This is a genomic window from Parvibaculum sp., from assembly GCF_040882025.1.
In the GTDB taxonomy this organism is placed as follows: domain Bacteria; phylum Pseudomonadota; class Alphaproteobacteria; order Parvibaculales; family Parvibaculaceae; genus Parvibaculum.
In genome coordinates this window covers 1-15698 of the sequence record NZ_JBBECC010000158.1, presented here as the reverse complement: position 1 = coordinate 15698, position 15698 = coordinate 1, and the positions used below count along the sequence as shown (strand labels likewise).

The window sequence follows — 15698 nt, the reverse complement described above, 5'->3', positions numbered from 1 at the left end:
AGCACAACCTTGCCAAGGTTGGGGTCGTGAGTTCGAATCTCATCGCCCGCTCCAGATTTACGAAGCCGCCGCAAGGCGGCTTTTTCTTTGGTCCGTGTCTGACAAGAAGGGTAAGCCCGCGCATGATTTCCGGTTCCGCTGCCTGTCCCTGCGGTTCGGGCCTCGCCTTTTCGGCCTGCTGCGAGCCCTATCTCACCGGAGCCAAGCTGCCGCCGGCGCCCGAAGCGCTGATGCGCTCGCGCTATGCCGCCTTCGCGACCGGCAATATCGACTATCTCGAAGAGACGCTGCTGCCGGGCACGCGCGAGGATTTCGACCGCAAGGGGGCTGCCGACTGGGCGGCTGCCAGCGAATGGACCGGGCTCGAAATCCACCACACGGAAGGCGGAGGCCCCGGCGAAGAACAGGGTGTCGTCGAATTCGTCGCGCATTACACGCAAGCCGGTGACAAGCGCCTTCATCATGAAACCAGCAGCTTCCGCCGCCACGACGGGCGCTGGTTCTATGTCGACGGCATCATGGGCGCGCGGCCGCGTCATGTCGAAAAGATCGGCCGCAACGATCCGTGCAGTTGCGGTTCGGGCAAGAAATACAAGAAGTGCTGCGGCGTGGCCGCTTGAACCGCCGCTTTCGCGATCCGGCCTTTCATGGTCCACTTGAGGAAACAAAATCGGGCCCGCGCGACGAAGAGCCGGGCATATCGGGGGGCGGCAATTGGATTCTACAGACCGGACGGCGGATGAGGAGCCTGTGCGCGTTCAGGTGCCGGGCCAGGCCAGCGCGCAGCTTCTTTCGGCAACCGGAGCGCATGCGGCGAACGGGCTGGGGCAATGGAGCTGGGCCGTTTTCGAATGGGCGCGCAACCCTTACGTCATTCTCATCACCATCTATATCTTCTCGCCTTATTTCTCGAACGTCGTGGTCGGCGATCCGGTGCGCGGCCAGGCGATCTGGGGCAACATCAATGGCATCGCCGGTTTCTTCATCGCCTGTCTCGGCCCGGTGCTCGGTGCCATCGCCGACACGGGCGGACGGCGCAAACCCTGGATCGCCTTTTTCGTCGCGCTGATGGTGCCGGCGATCTTCATGCTGTGGTGGGCGATGCCGGGCGGCGAGGGGCTTTCGATCCTCACCATCGCGGTCCTGATCGTGCTGATCGCGGTCGCCTTCGAGTTTTCGGCCGTCTTCCACAATTCGATGCTGCCGGCCGTCGCGCCGCATGAGCGGATCGGTTTCCTGTCGGGCCTCGGCCTTGCCCTCGGCAATGCGGGCGCGCTGCTCATTCTCTGTTTCATGCTCTGGGCCTTCGTGCTGCCGGGCGCCGTGGACTGGGGTTTCATTCCCGACGCGCCGCTTTTCGGCATCGATGCGGCGGCGCATGAAAGCAGTCGCATTTCCGGACCGATCGTTGCGGTCTGGATGCTCGTCTTCGCATTGCCGTTGCTGTTCTGGACGCCGGATGTGGCTGGCGCCGGTGTGCCTGTCGGCACGGCGATCCGGCGCGGCATCGGGTCGGTCGTCGGCACGGTGAAGAAGCTCCGCCACTACCGGAACATCGCGATCTACCTCGCCGCGCGCATGTTCTACAATGACGGCAAGACGGCGGTGCTGATTTTCGGCGGCGTCTATGCGGCCGGCGTTTTCAAGTGGGATGTGCTGACGCTCACCGTCTACGGCATTGTGCTGTCGGTCTTTGCGGTCGGCGGCGGCATTTTCGGCGGTTGGCTCGACGACCGGTTTGGCTCGAAGCGCGCCATCATCGTCTCGATCGGCGGTACCTGCGTCGGTCTCGTGCTCGCGATCTCGATGACGCCGACCGAAATGTTCTTCTTCATTCCGCACGATCCGGCAACCGCGCCGCCGGTCTGGAACCTGCCCTTCTTCGCGACGCTGCCGGAACTGATGTATCTGATCGTTGTCGTCATCGTCGCCATCTGCATCACAGCCGCTTACGCCAACAGCCGGACGATGCTGGCGCGCATTGCGCCGGTTTCGAAGATGTCGGAATTTTTCGGCATCTATGCGCTGTCGGGCACGGCGACGGCTTTTCTCGGGCCGCTGCTGGTCGGCGTCGCGACGGCCGTGTTCCAGAGCCAGCGCATCGGCTTTGCCTCCATTCTTGTTCTGCTCGGGCTCGGCCTTGTTGGTATGTTCTTCGTCAAGGAAGAGCGTGCGGAGGCGGTCGATTGAGCGTTATTGTCGAGGGCGCAGTGCCGGAGATTCAACCGCCGCACGATACGGGTGGCCGAGAGCCTGCCTCCAACGTGGCGCAGGGCGCCTGGATTCTCTACGAATGGGCGAACCAGACCTATTTCTCGCTCATTACCATCTTTCTCTTCCCGCCCTTCTTCACGCAGGTGCTGGCCGACAATCCCATCCAGGGCCAGGCCTATTGGGGCTATGTGCAGGCGACGGCCGGCATTTCCATCGCGCTGATGAGCCCGCTTCTCGGTGCCATGGCTGATGCGGCGGGCCCGCGCAAGCCGTGGATCGTTTTCTCGACGCTCTTCTGCGCCGCCGGCTGTTTCGGTCTCTGGTTCGCGGTGCCGGGTCAGCCGCTGCTCCCCGTCGCGCTCGCGCTGGTCGTCGCGGCCATCGGCATGGAACTCACCATCATCTTCGCCAATGCGATGCTGCCGACCATTGCTTCCGACCGGCGCATCGGGCTTCTCTCGGGTATCGGCATTGGCGTCGGCCAGCTCGCCGCCATCGTCGCACTCATTCTCGTGCTGCTCTTCCTGCAATTGCCGGGCGAGGTCAGCGCACCCTTCATTCCCGACGAGCCGCTCTTCGGCCTCTCGAAGGAAGCGCATGAAACGGACCGCATCGTCGGGCCGATCTCCGGCCTCTGGTTCGTCGTCTTCATGCTGCCGCTTCTCCTGCTCGTGCCCGATCAGGCGACGCGCGGGCTCAACCGCCGCCAGGCCGCGAGGGAAGGTCTCTTCCGCCTCTGGCAGACGCTGAAGTCGGTGAAGCATTTCCGCAATGTCGGCATCTATCTTGCCGCGCGCATGCTCTTCTATGACGGCATGACGGCGATCTTCGTTTTCGGCGGCATTCTCGCCGCCTCGCTGTTCGGCTGGGGCGCAATGGAAATGGCGGTCTACGGCATCTGGGTCACACTCTTCGCGGCCTTCGGCGCCTTTGTCGGCGGCTGGGTCGATCTCAGGATCGGCTCGAAGAAAACGCTGATCCGCTCGCTTGTCGGCGTTATCGTCACCTTCCTCATCCTTCTCTCCTTCGACAGGGACCGGATTTTCTATGTGATCGAAATCCCGGTCGCCGCCGATGCGGGCGCCTTCACCACGCTGCCGCAGCAGCTCTTCCTTCTTACCGTCGGGCTGTTCGGCATGATGGTCGGCCCGGTCATCGCGTCGAGCCGCACCATGATGGCGCGCATCGCGCCGAGGGAAATGATGACGGAGTTCTTCGGCCTCTTCGCGCTGGTCGGCAAGGCGACCGCCTGGATCGCGCCGCTTCTCATCGGCATCGTCACCGAGGCGACGCAGAACCAGCGTTACGGATTGATGGTCGTGGTGCCGCTGATACTGGTCGGGCTGATCGGTCTTGTCTTCGTGAAAGAAGAACGCGCGAGCGCCGTCGTTCATTGATGACGAAGCAATCGCGGTGCGGCGCCTCCACCTCAGTGGCGGAAGTGGCGCATCCCCGTCATCACCATGGCGAGACCCTTTTCGTCGGCTGCCGCGATCACCTCGTCGTCGCGCATCGAGCCGCCGGGCTGGATCACCGCCGTTGCGCCGGCTTCGGCCGCCGAGAGAAGCCCGTCGGCGAAGGGGAAGAAGGCATCCGATGCGACGACGGAGCCGATGGTCGCCGGGTTCTTTTCACCGGCGGCTTCGGCGGCGTCCTGGGCCTTGCGCGCCGCGATCCGGGCCGAATCCACGCGGCTCATCTGCCCCGCGCCGATGCCGACGGTGGCGCCGTCCTTCACATAGATGATCGCATTCGACTTGACGTGTTTGCAGACGCGGAAAGCGAATTTGAGGTCGGCCATTTCCTGCGCGGTCGGTGCGCGCTTCGTCACGACTTTCAGGTCGAGCGTGTCGACGCGGCCATTGTCGCGCGATTGCACCAGCAGCCCGCCGCCGACGGACTTGACGGCAAGACCGGGTGCGCTCGCATCCGGCAGGCCGCCGGTGATCAGCAGGCGCAAATTCCTTTTCGCGCCGATGATGCGGCGCGCGTCCTCGTCGGCCTCGGGTGCGATGATAACTTCCGTGAAAATACGCGCGATCTCCTCGGCCGTTTCGCCATCAAGCGGCAGATTCGAAGCAATGATGCCGCCAAAGGCCGAGACGGGGTCGCAGGCCAGCGCTTTCCTGTAGGCATCCGCCAGCGTCGCGCCGGTCGCGACGCCGCAGGGGTTCGCATGCTTGATGATCGCAATGGCGGGGGCGAGTGCCGGATCGAATTCGGCGACGAGTTCGAAGGCGGCGTCGGTGTCGTTGATGTTGTTGTAGGAGAGCTCCTTGCCCTGCAATTGCCTGGCGTTGGAAACGCCAGGGCGGTTCTCGCCGGTCACATAGAAGCTTGCGACCTGATGCGGGTTCTCGCCGTAGCGCAACGTCTGTTTCAGCGAGCCGCCGAAGGCGCGGTAGGCGGGCGCCGTCTCGCCGATGGCGTCAGCAAACCAGTTCGAGATCGCCGCGTCATAGGCGGCCGTGCGCGCATAGGCTTTCTGGGCGAGGCGCGAGCGCAGCGCGAGGCTGGTGCCGCCCTTGGCATTGATCTCGTCGATGACGGCGCCATAGTCGCTCGCATCGACGATGACGCCGACATAGGCATGGTTCTTCGCCGCCGCGCGGATCATCGCCGGGCCGCCGATATCGATATTCTCGACGCATTCGTCGTAAGCCGCGCCCTTCGCCACCGTCGCCTCGAAGGGATAGAGATTGACGACCAGAAGGTCGATGCCGCCGATCCCGTGTTCCTTCATGGCGGCGGCATGGGCCGCGTCGTCGCGCACCGCCAGCAGCCCGCCATGCACTTTCGGATGCAGCGTCTTGACGCGCCCGTCCATCATTTCGGGGAAACCCGTCAGGTCGGCCACATCCTTCACCGGCAGGGCCGCATCCTTGATCGCCTTGGCGGTGCCGCCGGTCGAGACGAGTTCCACGCCCGCCCCGTGCAGTGCCCGGGCGAATTCGACAAGGCCGCTCTTGTCGGAAACCGAAAGAAGAGCGCGGCGCACGCGCTGGATATCGGCGGCTTGCGGGTGGGATTTGGCGGATGTCATGAGGCTGTTCCGGTACGGGCGGAGGGATGGCCGGGGCGATAGCATGAAACGCGGCACGGGCCAAGGCGATCAAGGCCGCGACCGCGTCGAATTGGCCCCACACCCATTACCTCAAAGGTTATCGAAATGCCCGTCGGGTATGGTTAGGGTGGCCGCATCGCCATCAACCGCATGGAAGCGCCTCCCATGACTGCCTCGCTCGATATTTCCTATCTTCCCTTCGCCAATCTCCTCGGAATCGAAATTATCGAGGCAAAACCGGAGCTTGTGGTGGCGCGGCTCGCGGTCCGCAAGGAGCTTTGCACCATTCCCGACATTCTGCATGGCGGGGCCATCATGTCGTTCGCCGACACGGTCGGCGCGGTTGCGACCGTGCTCAACCTGCCGGAAGGGGCCTCGACCACGACGGTCGAGAGCAAGACCAATTTCCTCGCGCCGATTCCCGTCGGCGACGTTGCAACGGCGACCTGCGAGCCCTTTCACAGGGGCGGGCGGCTGATGGTCTGGCAGACGAAGATTACGCGCGGCGACGGGCGGCTTGCAGCGGTCGTTACCCAGAGCCAGATGGTGATGAAACCGGAAAAGAAAGCCTAGAGATCCGGCAATTCCGGGACTTCGGCATCCTCGCGGGCCGCGCGTCCGGCATTGCGGGTCGAGAGCCGCCGCCAGGCCCAGTTGACGCGCGCCTCGCCCCGGAAAACCTTGCCGGTCACCACCACCTGCTCGGTTCGACGCGTCGCGTCGCCGGAGCCCAGATAGACGCTTTCCTCGATCGAAATTTCGCATTCGCCGCCGGCGGTGCGGGCACGGAATTGCCAGCCATCGCCATTCGACAGCATGACCAGCACATTCGAGCGGTCATGCGCCAGCGAGACGCGCGCGTCGGGATGGAGGTGAAAGCGGATGGCGAAATCGGGATCGGCAGGCGGCTTTTTCCAGTAGCGCGGTTGCCATGGAAGGTCGCGGATCGGTGGCGCTTCTTCCAGCATGTCTTCGCCGCGCAGATCCTCGCCAGTCGTCGACAGGAAGAGGCGGCGGCGATGAATGAGGCCGAAATTCCCGGCATAGCCGTCATGGGCCATGTCGAGCCAGACACCGGCTTCGTTTTCGTTGCGGCGGCTTTCGACATGGCGGGGCCCATCCATGATCCGGGCTCCGAGCAGGGCGCGCGAAACCTTCCCGCGCAGCATCCGTGCCGAGGAGGTGTCGGCCAGCACCAGCGTCGAATGCGCGGCGGTGGCGCGGCTTGCCGCTTCCCAGTCCGCACCCAGCACTTTCGTTGCACCGCAATTGACGATCATCCGCGCGCGGCCGACGCTCATTTCGAAGGAAAGGCAGCCTGCATGCGCCTCATGGCTGAAGGGGCCGGGCGGCGGTTTGCCCGCATCCACAACGATGCCGGTCGGCCCCGCCGCGAGCCGCTGATAACCCGAATGCGGTGCATAGCCAAACGGGCGGCCTTTCGCGTCGTCGCGCTCCAGCGCGGCATCGATCGCGCCTTCCGGGCCTTCGGTCGAACCGTTGAAGAGCGCCAGTCTTCCGTCGCCGTGCCGGAAGAAGCGCAACATCGGCGTCATCCGGTCGATGGCGTCGCGGATCGGTTTCGGCACTTCGATGCGGCGCGTCGTCAGCGCTTCGCGGAGCGCCAGGAGATCGAGCAGGATCGACAATTGCGCCGAGGGGTTGCGGCTGACATGGCCGCCATCGGCGAGCACCTGCCGGTCGAGTTCGCGGCAGAGCAGGCGCACGCCTTTCGCCAGCCGCTTGTGGCCTTCCGAGAGGCAGAGGCCTGAAAAGGCGAGGCCGACGGCCGCCACGATGCGTGGTTCGCCGGCCGGCGCGATCGCCGCGACACGGGCGAGATGGCGGGCCTGGCGGGCCATGTTGCGCAGGAGCATCGAGCGGTAGACGAGTTCCGTGCCGTCGATGATCAGCGCGCCGTTCGCAACCCATGAGGTCAGGCGGCGGCCGATTACCTGCGGGCGCCAGGCGACCGGGTGCCACTCGCCCTCGGTGGTGATCCAGTCGGCAACGAGCTTTTGCGCATAGGCGCGGGCGGCATCGCCCGTGCCGGCCGCATTGGCGGTCGAGAAATGACGCAACCAGGAAAAGCCGTGCAGTTCCTCCGACCAGCGCTCGCTCGGCGGGTCGGCCGCGAAGGGCGAGGAGGCGCCGGGCGCGCGCAGTTGCCCGCCGGGCAGAAACCACAAGCCCTGAAAAAGCGCGTCGGCTTTCGAAGCGCGGCCGGGCCGGAGGTCGGTCGGGTAAAGCACCATGTGATCGGGCATCGGCCCGCGCAGCGTCTGTCCATAGAGCCAGCTGCCGAAGGCGCGGGCGAGGCTTGCGTCGCGAATGCGGATGGCGGCGGCAGCCGCCAGATCGACGGCGCGGTTGCCCGAGGCCGCGCCCGCGCGGCGCAGCGCCTGAGCCTTGCTCTCCCGGTCGGTTCTCGTGCCTTCAATGGTCATGGACCGACGGCCGCCTCCGGACAGGGTTTGTGTTGCGCCTCAGCGGGCGCCACGCAGTGTCGCGATGTTCTTCGCATAGGCGGTGGGCCCGCCCTTGAATGTCGCGGTGCCGGCTACCAGAACATCCGCGCCGGCCGCAATGGCGCGGGGCGCGGTCTCGAAATTGATGCCGCCATCGACTTCAAGATCGACGGCACGTCCGCAACAGTCGATCCGCTTACGGATCGTTTCGATGCGGGGAAGCTGACTTTCGATGAAGCTCTGGCCGCCGAAACCCGGATTGACCGACATCACGAGCACGAGATCGACATCGTCGAGAAGCGGCCACAAGGTTTCGAGCGGCGTGCCGGGATTGAGCGAGAGCCCCGGTTTGCAGCCGGCCGCCCTGATCGCCTGGATCGTGCGGTGCGGGTGGGGGCCGGCCTCCGGGTGAAAGGTGATGATGTCGGCGCCCGCGCCCGCGAAGGCGTCGATATAGGGATCGACCGGCGCGATCATCAGATGCACGTCGAACACCTTGTCGGAATGTGGTCTCAGCGCCTTCACCACATCGGGACCGATGGTGATGTTCGGCACGAAATGCCCGTCCATGACATCGACATGGATGTAGTCGGCGCCCGCTTCGGTGATGGCGCGCACTTCCTCGCCCAGCCGGGCAAAGTCGGAGGCCAGAATCGAGGGGGCGATCTTGATGCCGCTCATGAAGGACTCTCTCGTGGCAGGCATCCCCGGGGAACGGCTGCGCGTCGCTGTTTGGGCTTCTGAATTCAGTGATTAACAGCTAGATTCCCGGGGCGCAAGAATGAGCGGGCTTGACCCTCCGGGCCGCTCTCTTCTTCGGGGTGCCGGCCTGTCGATATCGAGGGACAGGCGGTCAATTTCCTGCGCGACCGCCGCAACAACGGGTTCAGCGTTTTCGCGCCAGCAGCTTCAGGCCCGGCTTCAGGTTCCACTCGAATTTCACGACATCGAAGCCATGCCGGTCGAGAAACCGGGTTATGGCGTCACGGTTGTAGAACACCAGATGCTGCGGCGGGTTTACATGCTCCCATTCGGTGAAGGTCCTGGGCACGCGCCAGTGACCGCCATCCGGCGTCGTGAGATAGAGCAGCGCTCCGCTTCGCGCGCGCGGCGCCAGCGCCTGGAAATAGGCATGCGGATCGGGCAGGTGTTCGAGGACCTCGACCGAAAAAAGAAAATCGAACTGTCCCCATGCCGGCGGCATGCTTTCGATCGGCCCGGCGTGATAATGTCCGTCCGGGAACAGATCGCGGGCGATGCCGATGCTGCTTTCGTCGATGTCGATCCCGTAGGCGTCGCAGCCGAGCCGCCGCGCCGCTTCCACGCTGGTGCCGATGCTGCACCCCATATCGAGAAAGCGCTTGCCGGGCGCCATGTGCAGGTAGCGGCGAAGACGTCGTGTCGATCGGATAATTTTCCGCGTCGCCCGCCTCTTGTAGCTGTCGTTCAGGACGTATTTTTCGTAGATCGCCGCAATTTCGCTTTCGCCGGGCATCGGGTGGACGAACGACAAACGGCAATCGCCGCAGCGGAACAGATTGTAGCCGTTCTTCGCGCCGAGGGCCGTGAAATGCGTGCCGCCGCAGATCATGCAGGCTTCCGGTGTGGCGGTTTTTGCGGCGGTGTCCGGCAAGATCGGTTTGTCCTCGATGGTGGCGCGGGCCAGACTGCATATCGCCGTTCGTGCCGTCAAATGGAAAGCCCCGGCGTCGTCAGCCGCGCCGGCCAAGCCGCGCGGCATAAAAGCCGTCAAGGCCGCCTTGCGCCGCGAGATGGCTCGGCAGGGTGCGCAGATCGCCCGCCGGGGTCAGCAGTTCCGGCAATCCGGCAATCTCGCTTGCGTCGATCGGCACATGGCTGAATTCCTCATGCGCGGCGAGAAAGGCCTCGACCTGTGCGGCGCCTTCGGCAGGCTCCAGCGAACAGGTGCAATAGACGAGGAGGCCGCCCGGCGCCACCAGCGTTGCGGCATGCGCCAGAAGCTTCGCCTGCAGCTGGCAGAGCTTGTCGCGGTCGGCGGACGATTTCAGATGCAGCACATCGGGGTGGCGGCGCGCGGTGCCGGTCGCGGTGCAGGGCGCGTCGAGCAGAACGCGCGCCCATGTGCGGCCGGGCGCGAAGGTGCCCGCATCGGCGACCACGGTTTCGGCCGCAAGCTCGAGCCGCGCGAGATTTTCCTTCAACCGTTCGAGGCGAGGGCCCGAGCGGTCGAGCGCCGTCACCTGCGCGCCCAGACTCGCAAGTTCGGCCGTCTTGCCGCCGGGCGCGGCGCAGAGATCGAGCACCTCGCCGCCTGCCACATCGCCGAAAAGGCGGACGGGCAGCGCGGCGGCTGCATCCTGCACCCACCAGGCGCCTTCGGCAAAGCCGGGCAACGCCTCGATGCGGCCGGCGCCCTTGAGACGCAGCGTGCCGGTCGGCAGGGTCTCGGCGCCGAGCGCCGTCGCCCAGTGCGCGCGCTCGTCCGCGCGCTTCACCGAGATGTCGAGCGGCGGATCGGCATAATGCGCGCGCACGATCGCGCGCGCCGTCTCCTCGCCGTAAGCCGCGCACCAGCTCTCCCAGAGCCAGGCGCGCGTGTCGAGACGCTCCGTATCGAGATCATCGAGCGCGTTCTTGCCCTCGCGCGCGAGGCGGCGCAGCACCGCATTGACGAGCGGCTTGAAATGCCGCGCGGCGCTGTCATGGGCGGCCGCCTCGACGCCCATGTCGACGGCGGCATGGGCGGCGACGCCGAGGAAGAGCATTTCGGCGGCGCCGGCGCGCAATATGTTCTGCGTCGGTCCGGCGCGTTTCGGCAATTCCCTGTCGAGCATTGTCGCAATCACATGATCGATGGTGCCGAGATGCCGCAGCGCCGTCGCCGCGATCTGGCGTGCAAAGGCGCGGTCGCGCGGGCTTGCATCGCGCAAGTGTCCGGTCGCCATTTCCACGGTAAAGGCTTCGTCGAGCGGGCGGCGGCGCTGCAGCACCGCGCCCAGCAATTCGGCGGCGCCGCGGCGCGCGGCAAGGCCGGGCGCGACGGTGTTTTCAGGGGCAAGGTCGTTCATGGGGCGAGGTTAGAGCACAGGCCCCGGCGTAACACAAAGCGGGAACCCGAAGTGCCCGCGCTCAGCCCCGTACCCTGCCGGTGGCCATGGCCTGCGCCAGCTTGCGCAATTCGGCGACGCGGTTGCCGGTTGCCGGATGGGTCGAGAAGAGACTGTCGCGGCCCTCGCCGTTCAGCGGATTGACGATGAACATATGCGCGGTCGCCGGGTTGCGCTCGGCCTCGGCATTGCGGGTGCGCCGCGCCGCGCCTTCGATGCGCTCCAGCGCCGAGGCGAGCCAGAGCGGGTTGCCGGAAATTTCGGCGCCGCCCCGGTCGGCCGAATATTCGCGCGTGCGGCTGATCGCCATCTGCACGAGGCCGGCCGCCATCGGCGCCAGGATCGCCAGCGCCAGCACGCCGATGAAGCCGCCCGGCGCGTTGCGGTTGCCGCCGAAGAAGAGCGCGAAATTCGCCAGCATCGAAATCGCGCCGGCAATCGTCGCCGTCACCGTCATGGTCAGCGTGTCGCGGTTCCTGATATGCGCCAGTTCATGCGCCATCACGCCGGCGAGTTCTTCCGGTGTCAGCATTTCGATCAGGCCGCTTGTCGCCGCCACCGCCGCGTGTTCGGGATCGCGACCGGTTGCGAAGGCGTTGGGCTGCGGGGAATCGACGATATAAACGGCCGGCACCGGAATGCCGGCGTTCCGCGCCAGCCGCTCGACGATGCGGACATAGTTCGGCGCCGTCGTTTCGTCGACACGGCGCGCCTTGTACATGCGCAGAACGATCCTGTCGGAATTCCAGTAGGCGAAAAAATTCATGCCGGCCGCGACGACAAAGGCGATCGCCGCCCCGCCGGCGCCGCCGATCAGCCAGCCGATCCCCATGAAAAGCGCCGTCATGGCGGCGAGCAGCATGAAGGTCCTGACCATGTTCATCGTGCGTCCCGTTTCCTTTCCCGTCCCGCGCTTCTGGCGCACGGATTGTTCACGATCTATATGTAGTTCGCATATCGCCGCTTCAAGGAAAACCGGATCCGCCGCCGATGACCGAAACGCCCGACAAACACCAGCCACCCCGCAAGGAACCGACCCCGGCGGCAAGGCGTGTGCTGGCCGAGGCCGAAGCGCGGCGCAAGGCGGCGGCAGCGGCCGCGCCTCCCCGCGAAATCGGCGGCCGCGACGGGCCCGAGCCGACGCGCTATGGCGACTGGGAGGTGAAGGGCATTCTCAGCGATTTCTGATCTTCCGCGTATCTCCTTCCATCGGGGCCTTGGGGGCATCGAACCGGAAAGCATTTGACCGACAGAATTCCGCCCCGCCTCCGCCGCGCGCTGATCCGCATCGGCCGCATCGCCCGTTTGACGCTGATCGCCGGCCTCGTCGTCGCGGCGGGCTGGTTTGTCTGGGTCAACTTCCCGGACGCCTATCATCCCTTCAAGCCGCTCGACATCCGTGCGGCGCCCAACATGGTCACGCCGTTCAAGTTGCGCCGGCTCCACGGCGCCCATGGCGTCTGCATGGCGGCGGTCGGCGCCTCGGGCGCCACGGCGCGGACCGACAGCATCGTCTCGCCCACGCCCGGCTGCGGCATGGAAGAGGGTCTTTACCTGCAGCAATCGCTGGTCCCCTGGGGCGGCGGCCTGCGCATGACCTGCCCGGCGGCGGTCGCACTGCTGATGTGGGAACGTCATGTCGTTCTGCCGGCCGCGGCCGAACATCTCGGCGCCGAAATCACCCGCTTCCATCACTTCGGCAGCTATGCCTGCCGCAATATCAACAATGCGGTGGCGGGGCGGATCAGCGGTCACGCCTCGGGCAACGCCATCGACGTCGGCGGTTTCGGTGTCGCCGACGGGCGGCGCATCATGGTCGAGGATCACTGGGGCACCGACAGCGATGAAGGGCGGTTTCTCGCCGCGGTACATCGCGGTGCCTGCGGCGTCTTTGCCACCGTGCTCGGCCCCGATTACAACGCGCGTCATGCCGACCATTTCCACTTCGAAATGGCGTCCTGGGGCATGTGCCGGTGAGGAGTGCGGAGTTTGGCGGGCGCTAAAATCGCTTCGTCCCAGCACGGTTTTACAAAGAAAGTCCGGTTTTGCATTTTCCCGCCTTGTCGGCTGCGCGGCCCATTGAGACGAGGGATTCAATTGCGAATCAATCAAATTACACCGAAAAGTAACAGTGCTATTTGTTGGTACAAAGTCTCAGGCTGCATAGCCGGAACATTCGAAGTCACGTACCACAAGCCAGACAACGCCGACAAGGATCGCCGGTTCCCGAAACGGGTATCGTATATCAAGACCGAGTCGTCAGGCTGGGGTCTAACAATCCCTTGGCGCTCCCTCACTCCTTAGTGCCAGCCGGCGCAATGGGCCTTCCCTTTTCCGGTCTTTGGATATGGAGAGGTCATCAGTAGGCAGATCAATATCTCGTCGCTCTTTTTCTGGTCCTTGAGCCGGTCGTCGTAGGAGCTATTCATGTCTAACCCCGAACCGGATCTTTCGTTCAACCATGCTTGGGCCAAAGTGAAATGGGCCGAGTATCACATTCGCAATTTGAGTGGCGTCTGCGACACCATCGTCAAAGACCACCCGTGCACCGTTACGTCCGAAACGGACCCTGAGACCGGTGATTGGATGCTGGTCGTCCAACCTTCCGAACCACTGTCGCCCGTTGTCAGCCTTTTGGCGGGTGATGCCATTCACAATATGCGGGCCGCCCTCGACTATTGTTGGATGGGGCTTTGGCGAAGTGTGCACCCCAACCCCCCGAAGGCCACCTTGCCTCGGGGCATATCTCGGCAAGAAGTGGTAGGAACCTTGAAGAAGACTGCTATGGAGCAATCCATTCCAGGGGTCGACGCCTTCGTTCTCGATACGCTGAGGTCTTATAAAGGTGGCAACGACCTGTTGTGGCTTGCGGGGCAGTTAGACAACTGGAACAAGCATAACCTCCTGATCGCTACGCTTGGCGTCACAAAAATCATTGAACTTACCTGCAGCAGCAATACCGGTCGCATCAAAAACGTCATCTTTGATGGTACGGAGGTGATAGCGAGCAAGCCAGTGTCCCCGATTAGAATCCAGCTTAGCCCGGGAGAGTTCATGCAGTTTGACCGCGGGCCCGTTGTTGCCGTTGATGTATTCATTAGCTTTCGGGAAGCCATCGAGGAGGGGCCTCTAGTGCCATTCCTTGGCGCCATGCTGCAAGAGACGGCAGAGGCGGTTCGCCTCTTCCAAACAACCTTTGGCATAGACCCTGTCGAGAAGACTGCCCTAGCCTCAGCGTCTGAAAATACCAACCCGTCGGCCTGATCCCGTCTCATCTGAAGTTAGATGTAAATATAGGAACATAGTCCGTTTTTGGGCAAGGTTCCTCAACCTCGGTTGCTTTGATGCGTGCGTATCTCGCTTCTGTCGCCATCGGCCTCGGGCTCCTTTCAGCGGCCCCCGCCCTCGCTGTGGAACGGCTGGCCGGTCCGGTCGAGGCGGAGGTCGTCCGCGTCATCGACGGCGATTCGCTGGTCGTGCGGGCGCGCATCTGGCTCGGTCAGACGGTCGAGACCCATGTCCGGCTTTCGGGCATCGACACGCCGGAACTCAGGGGCAAATGTGTGGAAGAACGCGACAGGGCGGCGGCGGCGCGGGCGGCGCTGGCCGCGCTCCTCGGGACGGGCAAGGTCGCGCTTTCCGACATCGAGGCCGACAAGTTCGGCGGCCGCGTCCGCGCCCGTCTGGCGAGCGGCGCCCATGACGATGTGGCGCAAGCGATGATCGCCGGCGGCCATGCGCGGGCCTATGAGGGCGGCGCGCGGGCCGGCTGGTGCAAGCTCGCCGCCGTCGCGCTGCCGCTCGAAGCGCCCGCAAGGCCCTGAGGATCAGAACAGCAGATAGATCAGGATGATGACCGGAATGGGGACGCCGATCGCCCAGAGCAGAATGCCGCGCATCTGAAAATCCTCCTCGCCGCGCCCTCCGTCCCTTGAAGGACCATAGGGCGCGGCGGCGGCAAGTCCATGCGCAAGGCGCTCAGCCGGCTTTCCCGACATCGAGCCGGTAGGCGTCGCCGTCGCGTCTGATGTGGCCGGCGGCCGGCGTCGCGAAATGCGTGCCGATCACCAGCGTGTCGCTGTCGGCCATTTCGGCCAGAAACGCATGGCGCGTCTTCTCGGCCGCGTCGCCATCCGTGTCGAAGGCGCTGCGCCAGTCGAGCCGCGCCATCTGGCAGGGATGGTGCATCAGGTCGCCGGTGATGACGGCGCTCTCGCCCTTCGACGAGATGACGACGCTGATATGACCCGGCGTATGTCCCGGCGTCGGCCGCACGCTCACTTCCGGGCACAGGCGATGCGTCTCGTCGATCAGGTCGGCAAGCCCCGCGTCGAAAATCGGCTGCACGCTGTCGCCGAGCACGGGCGCATTGTCCGCGTCGTTTTCGTTCGACCAGTGTTCCCATTCGCGCCGGCCGATCAGGTAGCGCGCCTTCGGAAAGGTCGGCACCCATTTGCCGTCGACCAGCATCGTGTTCCAGCCGACATGATCGACATGAAGATGCGTGCAGAGCACGGTGTCGACGCTGTCGCGCGTCCAGCCTGCCTTCTCCATGTCCTTCAGGAAGGCGGTCTGCAGATTGTTGAAAAACGGATTGGCGCGTTCCTTGTCGTTGCCGACACAGGTATCGACGATGATGCGCATCGCCGGCGTTTCGATCAGCAGCGCCTGGATCGCGACGCGGATATGACCCTCGTCATTGGCGAAATGGGGCCTCAGCCAGCCGATCTCCTTCACGGCGTCGGGAAAGGCCTTCTCCACCATCGAGCCCGCGCCGCCGCCCGGCAATGCCGCTTCGACCTCCACCACGCGCGTGATCTTCACGTCGCCGATCTGCCAGTTCGCCATGAGGTGCCTCCCGAG

At 64.7% G+C, this 15698-nt stretch carries 16 protein-coding genes; 8 read left to right on the top strand and 8 right to left on the bottom strand.

The genetic code is table 11. The annotated features are described in order from the left end of the window. Nucleotides 1-122 precede the first annotated feature (122 nt). The 3 genes from WEB61_RS11570 (at nucleotide 123) to WEB61_RS11560 (ending at nucleotide 3611) form a co-directional block, all read left to right on the top strand. Nucleotides 123-620, top strand: coding sequence for a YchJ family protein (locus WEB61_RS11570; protein WP_368064485.1), 498 nt, complete (start codon nucleotides 123-125; stop codon nucleotides 618-620). 94 nt (nucleotides 621-714) lie between these two features. After that, nucleotides 715-2190, top strand: a complete 1476-nt coding sequence (locus tag WEB61_RS11565; protein WP_368064484.1) for an MFS transporter — start codon at nucleotides 715-717, stop codon at nucleotides 2188-2190. Next, nucleotides 2187-3611, top strand: coding sequence for an MFS transporter (locus WEB61_RS11560; protein WP_368064483.1), 1425 nt, complete (start codon nucleotides 2187-2189; stop codon nucleotides 3609-3611). The genes WEB61_RS11565 and WEB61_RS11560 overlap by 4 nt, the downstream gene beginning before the upstream one ends. A gap of 32 nt (nucleotides 3612-3643) precedes the next feature. Here the strand turns inward: WEB61_RS11560 and purH are convergent, their stop codons facing one another. Further along, a complete protein-coding gene (gene purH / locus WEB61_RS11555; protein WP_368064482.1) occupies nucleotides 3644-5257 on the bottom strand; it encodes a bifunctional phosphoribosylaminoimidazolecarboxamide formyltransferase/IMP cyclohydrolase in 1614 nt (537 codons plus the stop codon). A gap of 186 nt (nucleotides 5258-5443) precedes the next feature. Between purH and WEB61_RS11550 the strand changes: the two genes are divergently transcribed. Further along, a complete protein-coding gene (locus tag WEB61_RS11550) occupies nucleotides 5444-5851 on the top strand; it encodes a PaaI family thioesterase (RefSeq protein ID WP_368064481.1) in 408 nt (135 codons plus the stop codon). Here WEB61_RS11550 and WEB61_RS11545 read toward each other — a convergent pair. From WEB61_RS11545 to htpX, 5 genes are all read right to left on the bottom strand, one after another. Further along, nucleotides 5848-7725 (bottom strand): heparinase II/III family protein, encoded by a 1878-nt coding sequence (locus WEB61_RS11545; protein WP_368064480.1) that lies wholly within the window; start codon nucleotides 7723-7725, stop codon nucleotides 5848-5850. The genes WEB61_RS11550 and WEB61_RS11545 overlap by 4 nt on opposite strands. Nucleotides 7726-7764: 39 nt before the next feature. Further along, the gene (gene rpe, locus WEB61_RS11540; protein ID WP_368064479.1) at nucleotides 7765-8427 is read right to left on the bottom strand and encodes a ribulose-phosphate 3-epimerase; all 663 of its coding nucleotides are present in this window, start codon (nucleotides 8425-8427) and stop codon (nucleotides 7765-7767) included. 205 nt (nucleotides 8428-8632) lie between these two features. Next, nucleotides 8633-9379 carry a class I SAM-dependent methyltransferase gene (locus WEB61_RS11535; RefSeq protein WP_368064478.1) on the bottom strand — a complete coding sequence of 249 codons (747 nt, stop codon included), beginning with the start codon at nucleotides 9377-9379 and terminating at the stop codon, nucleotides 8633-8635. Nucleotides 9380-9458: 79 nt separating this feature from the next. Continuing rightward, nucleotides 9459-10796, bottom strand: a complete 1338-nt coding sequence (locus WEB61_RS11530; protein WP_368064477.1) for an RsmB/NOP family class I SAM-dependent RNA methyltransferase — start codon at nucleotides 10794-10796, stop codon at nucleotides 9459-9461. Between the two features lie 61 nt (nucleotides 10797-10857). Next, nucleotides 10858-11718: a zinc metalloprotease HtpX gene (gene htpX / locus WEB61_RS11525; RefSeq protein ID WP_368064476.1), complete on the bottom strand. Its 861-nt coding sequence runs from the start codon at nucleotides 11716-11718 to the stop codon at nucleotides 10858-10860. A 107-nt stretch (nucleotides 11719-11825) separates the two neighbouring features. On the opposite strand from htpX, the gene WEB61_RS11520 reads away from it, so the two are divergent. The 4 genes from WEB61_RS11520 to WEB61_RS11505 all read left to right on the top strand — a co-directional run bounded on the left by WEB61_RS11520 (nucleotide 11826) and on the right by WEB61_RS11505 (nucleotide 14659). Then, nucleotides 11826-12023 carry a DUF1674 domain-containing protein gene (locus tag WEB61_RS11520; RefSeq protein WP_368064475.1) on the top strand — a complete coding sequence of 66 codons (198 nt, stop codon included), beginning with the start codon at nucleotides 11826-11828 and terminating at the stop codon, nucleotides 12021-12023. Nucleotides 12024-12077: 54 nt separating this feature from the next. Continuing rightward, nucleotides 12078-12812, top strand: coding sequence for an extensin family protein (locus tag WEB61_RS11515; RefSeq protein WP_368064474.1), 735 nt, complete (start codon nucleotides 12078-12080; stop codon nucleotides 12810-12812). Between the two features lie 450 nt (nucleotides 12813-13262). Then, on the top strand, nucleotides 13263-14099 hold the full coding sequence (locus tag WEB61_RS11510; RefSeq protein ID WP_368064473.1) for a hypothetical protein: 837 nt from the start codon (nucleotides 13263-13265) through the stop codon (nucleotides 14097-14099). 80 nt (nucleotides 14100-14179) lie between these two features. Then, on the top strand, nucleotides 14180-14659 hold the full coding sequence (locus tag WEB61_RS11505) for a thermonuclease family protein (RefSeq protein WP_368064472.1): 480 nt from the start codon (nucleotides 14180-14182) through the stop codon (nucleotides 14657-14659). A 3-nt stretch (nucleotides 14660-14662) separates the two neighbouring features. On the opposite strand, the gene WEB61_RS11500 is transcribed toward WEB61_RS11505, so the two are convergent. Both WEB61_RS11500 and WEB61_RS11495 read right to left on the bottom strand, forming a co-directional pair. Then, nucleotides 14663-14833 (bottom strand): hypothetical protein, encoded by a 171-nt coding sequence (locus tag WEB61_RS11500; RefSeq protein ID WP_368064471.1) that lies wholly within the window; start codon nucleotides 14831-14833, stop codon nucleotides 14663-14665. Then, nucleotides 14814-15698 (bottom strand): MBL fold metallo-hydrolase (locus WEB61_RS11495; RefSeq protein WP_368064470.1); only part of this gene is annotated, 885 nt, incomplete at its 5' end. The genes WEB61_RS11495 and WEB61_RS11500, both read right to left, overlap by 20 nt.

Coding starts and splice junctions, on each gene's coding strand:
- WEB61_RS11550 (WP_368064481.1), top strand. CDS start 5,444: ATGACTGCCTCGCTCGATATTTCCTATCTTCCCTTCGCCAATCTCCTC.
- WEB61_RS11530 (WP_368064477.1), bottom strand. CDS start 10,796: ATGAACGACCTTGCCCCTGAAAACACCGTCGCGCCCGGCCTTGCCGCG.
- WEB61_RS11545 (WP_368064480.1), bottom strand. CDS start 7,725: ATGACCATTGAAGGCACGAGAACCGACCGGGAGAGCAAGGCTCAGGCG.
- purH (WP_368064482.1), bottom strand. CDS start 5,257: ATGACATCCGCCAAATCCCACCCGCAAGCCGCCGATATCCAGCGCGTG.
- rpe (WP_368064479.1), bottom strand. CDS start 8,427: ATGAGCGGCATCAAGATCGCCCCCTCGATTCTGGCCTCCGACTTTGCC.
- WEB61_RS11510 (WP_368064473.1), top strand. CDS start 13,263: ATGTCTAACCCCGAACCGGATCTTTCGTTCAACCATGCTTGGGCCAAA.
- WEB61_RS11505 (WP_368064472.1), top strand. CDS start 14,180: ATGCGTGCGTATCTCGCTTCTGTCGCCATCGGCCTCGGGCTCCTTTCA.
- WEB61_RS11520 (WP_368064475.1), top strand. CDS start 11,826: ATGACCGAAACGCCCGACAAACACCAGCCACCCCGCAAGGAACCGACC.
- htpX (WP_368064476.1), bottom strand. CDS start 11,718: ATGAACATGGTCAGGACCTTCATGCTGCTCGCCGCCATGACGGCGCTT.
- WEB61_RS11500 (WP_368064471.1), bottom strand. CDS start 14,833: ATGTCGGGAAAGCCGGCTGAGCGCCTTGCGCATGGACTTGCCGCCGCC.
- WEB61_RS11570 (WP_368064485.1), top strand. CDS start 123: ATGATTTCCGGTTCCGCTGCCTGTCCCTGCGGTTCGGGCCTCGCCTTT.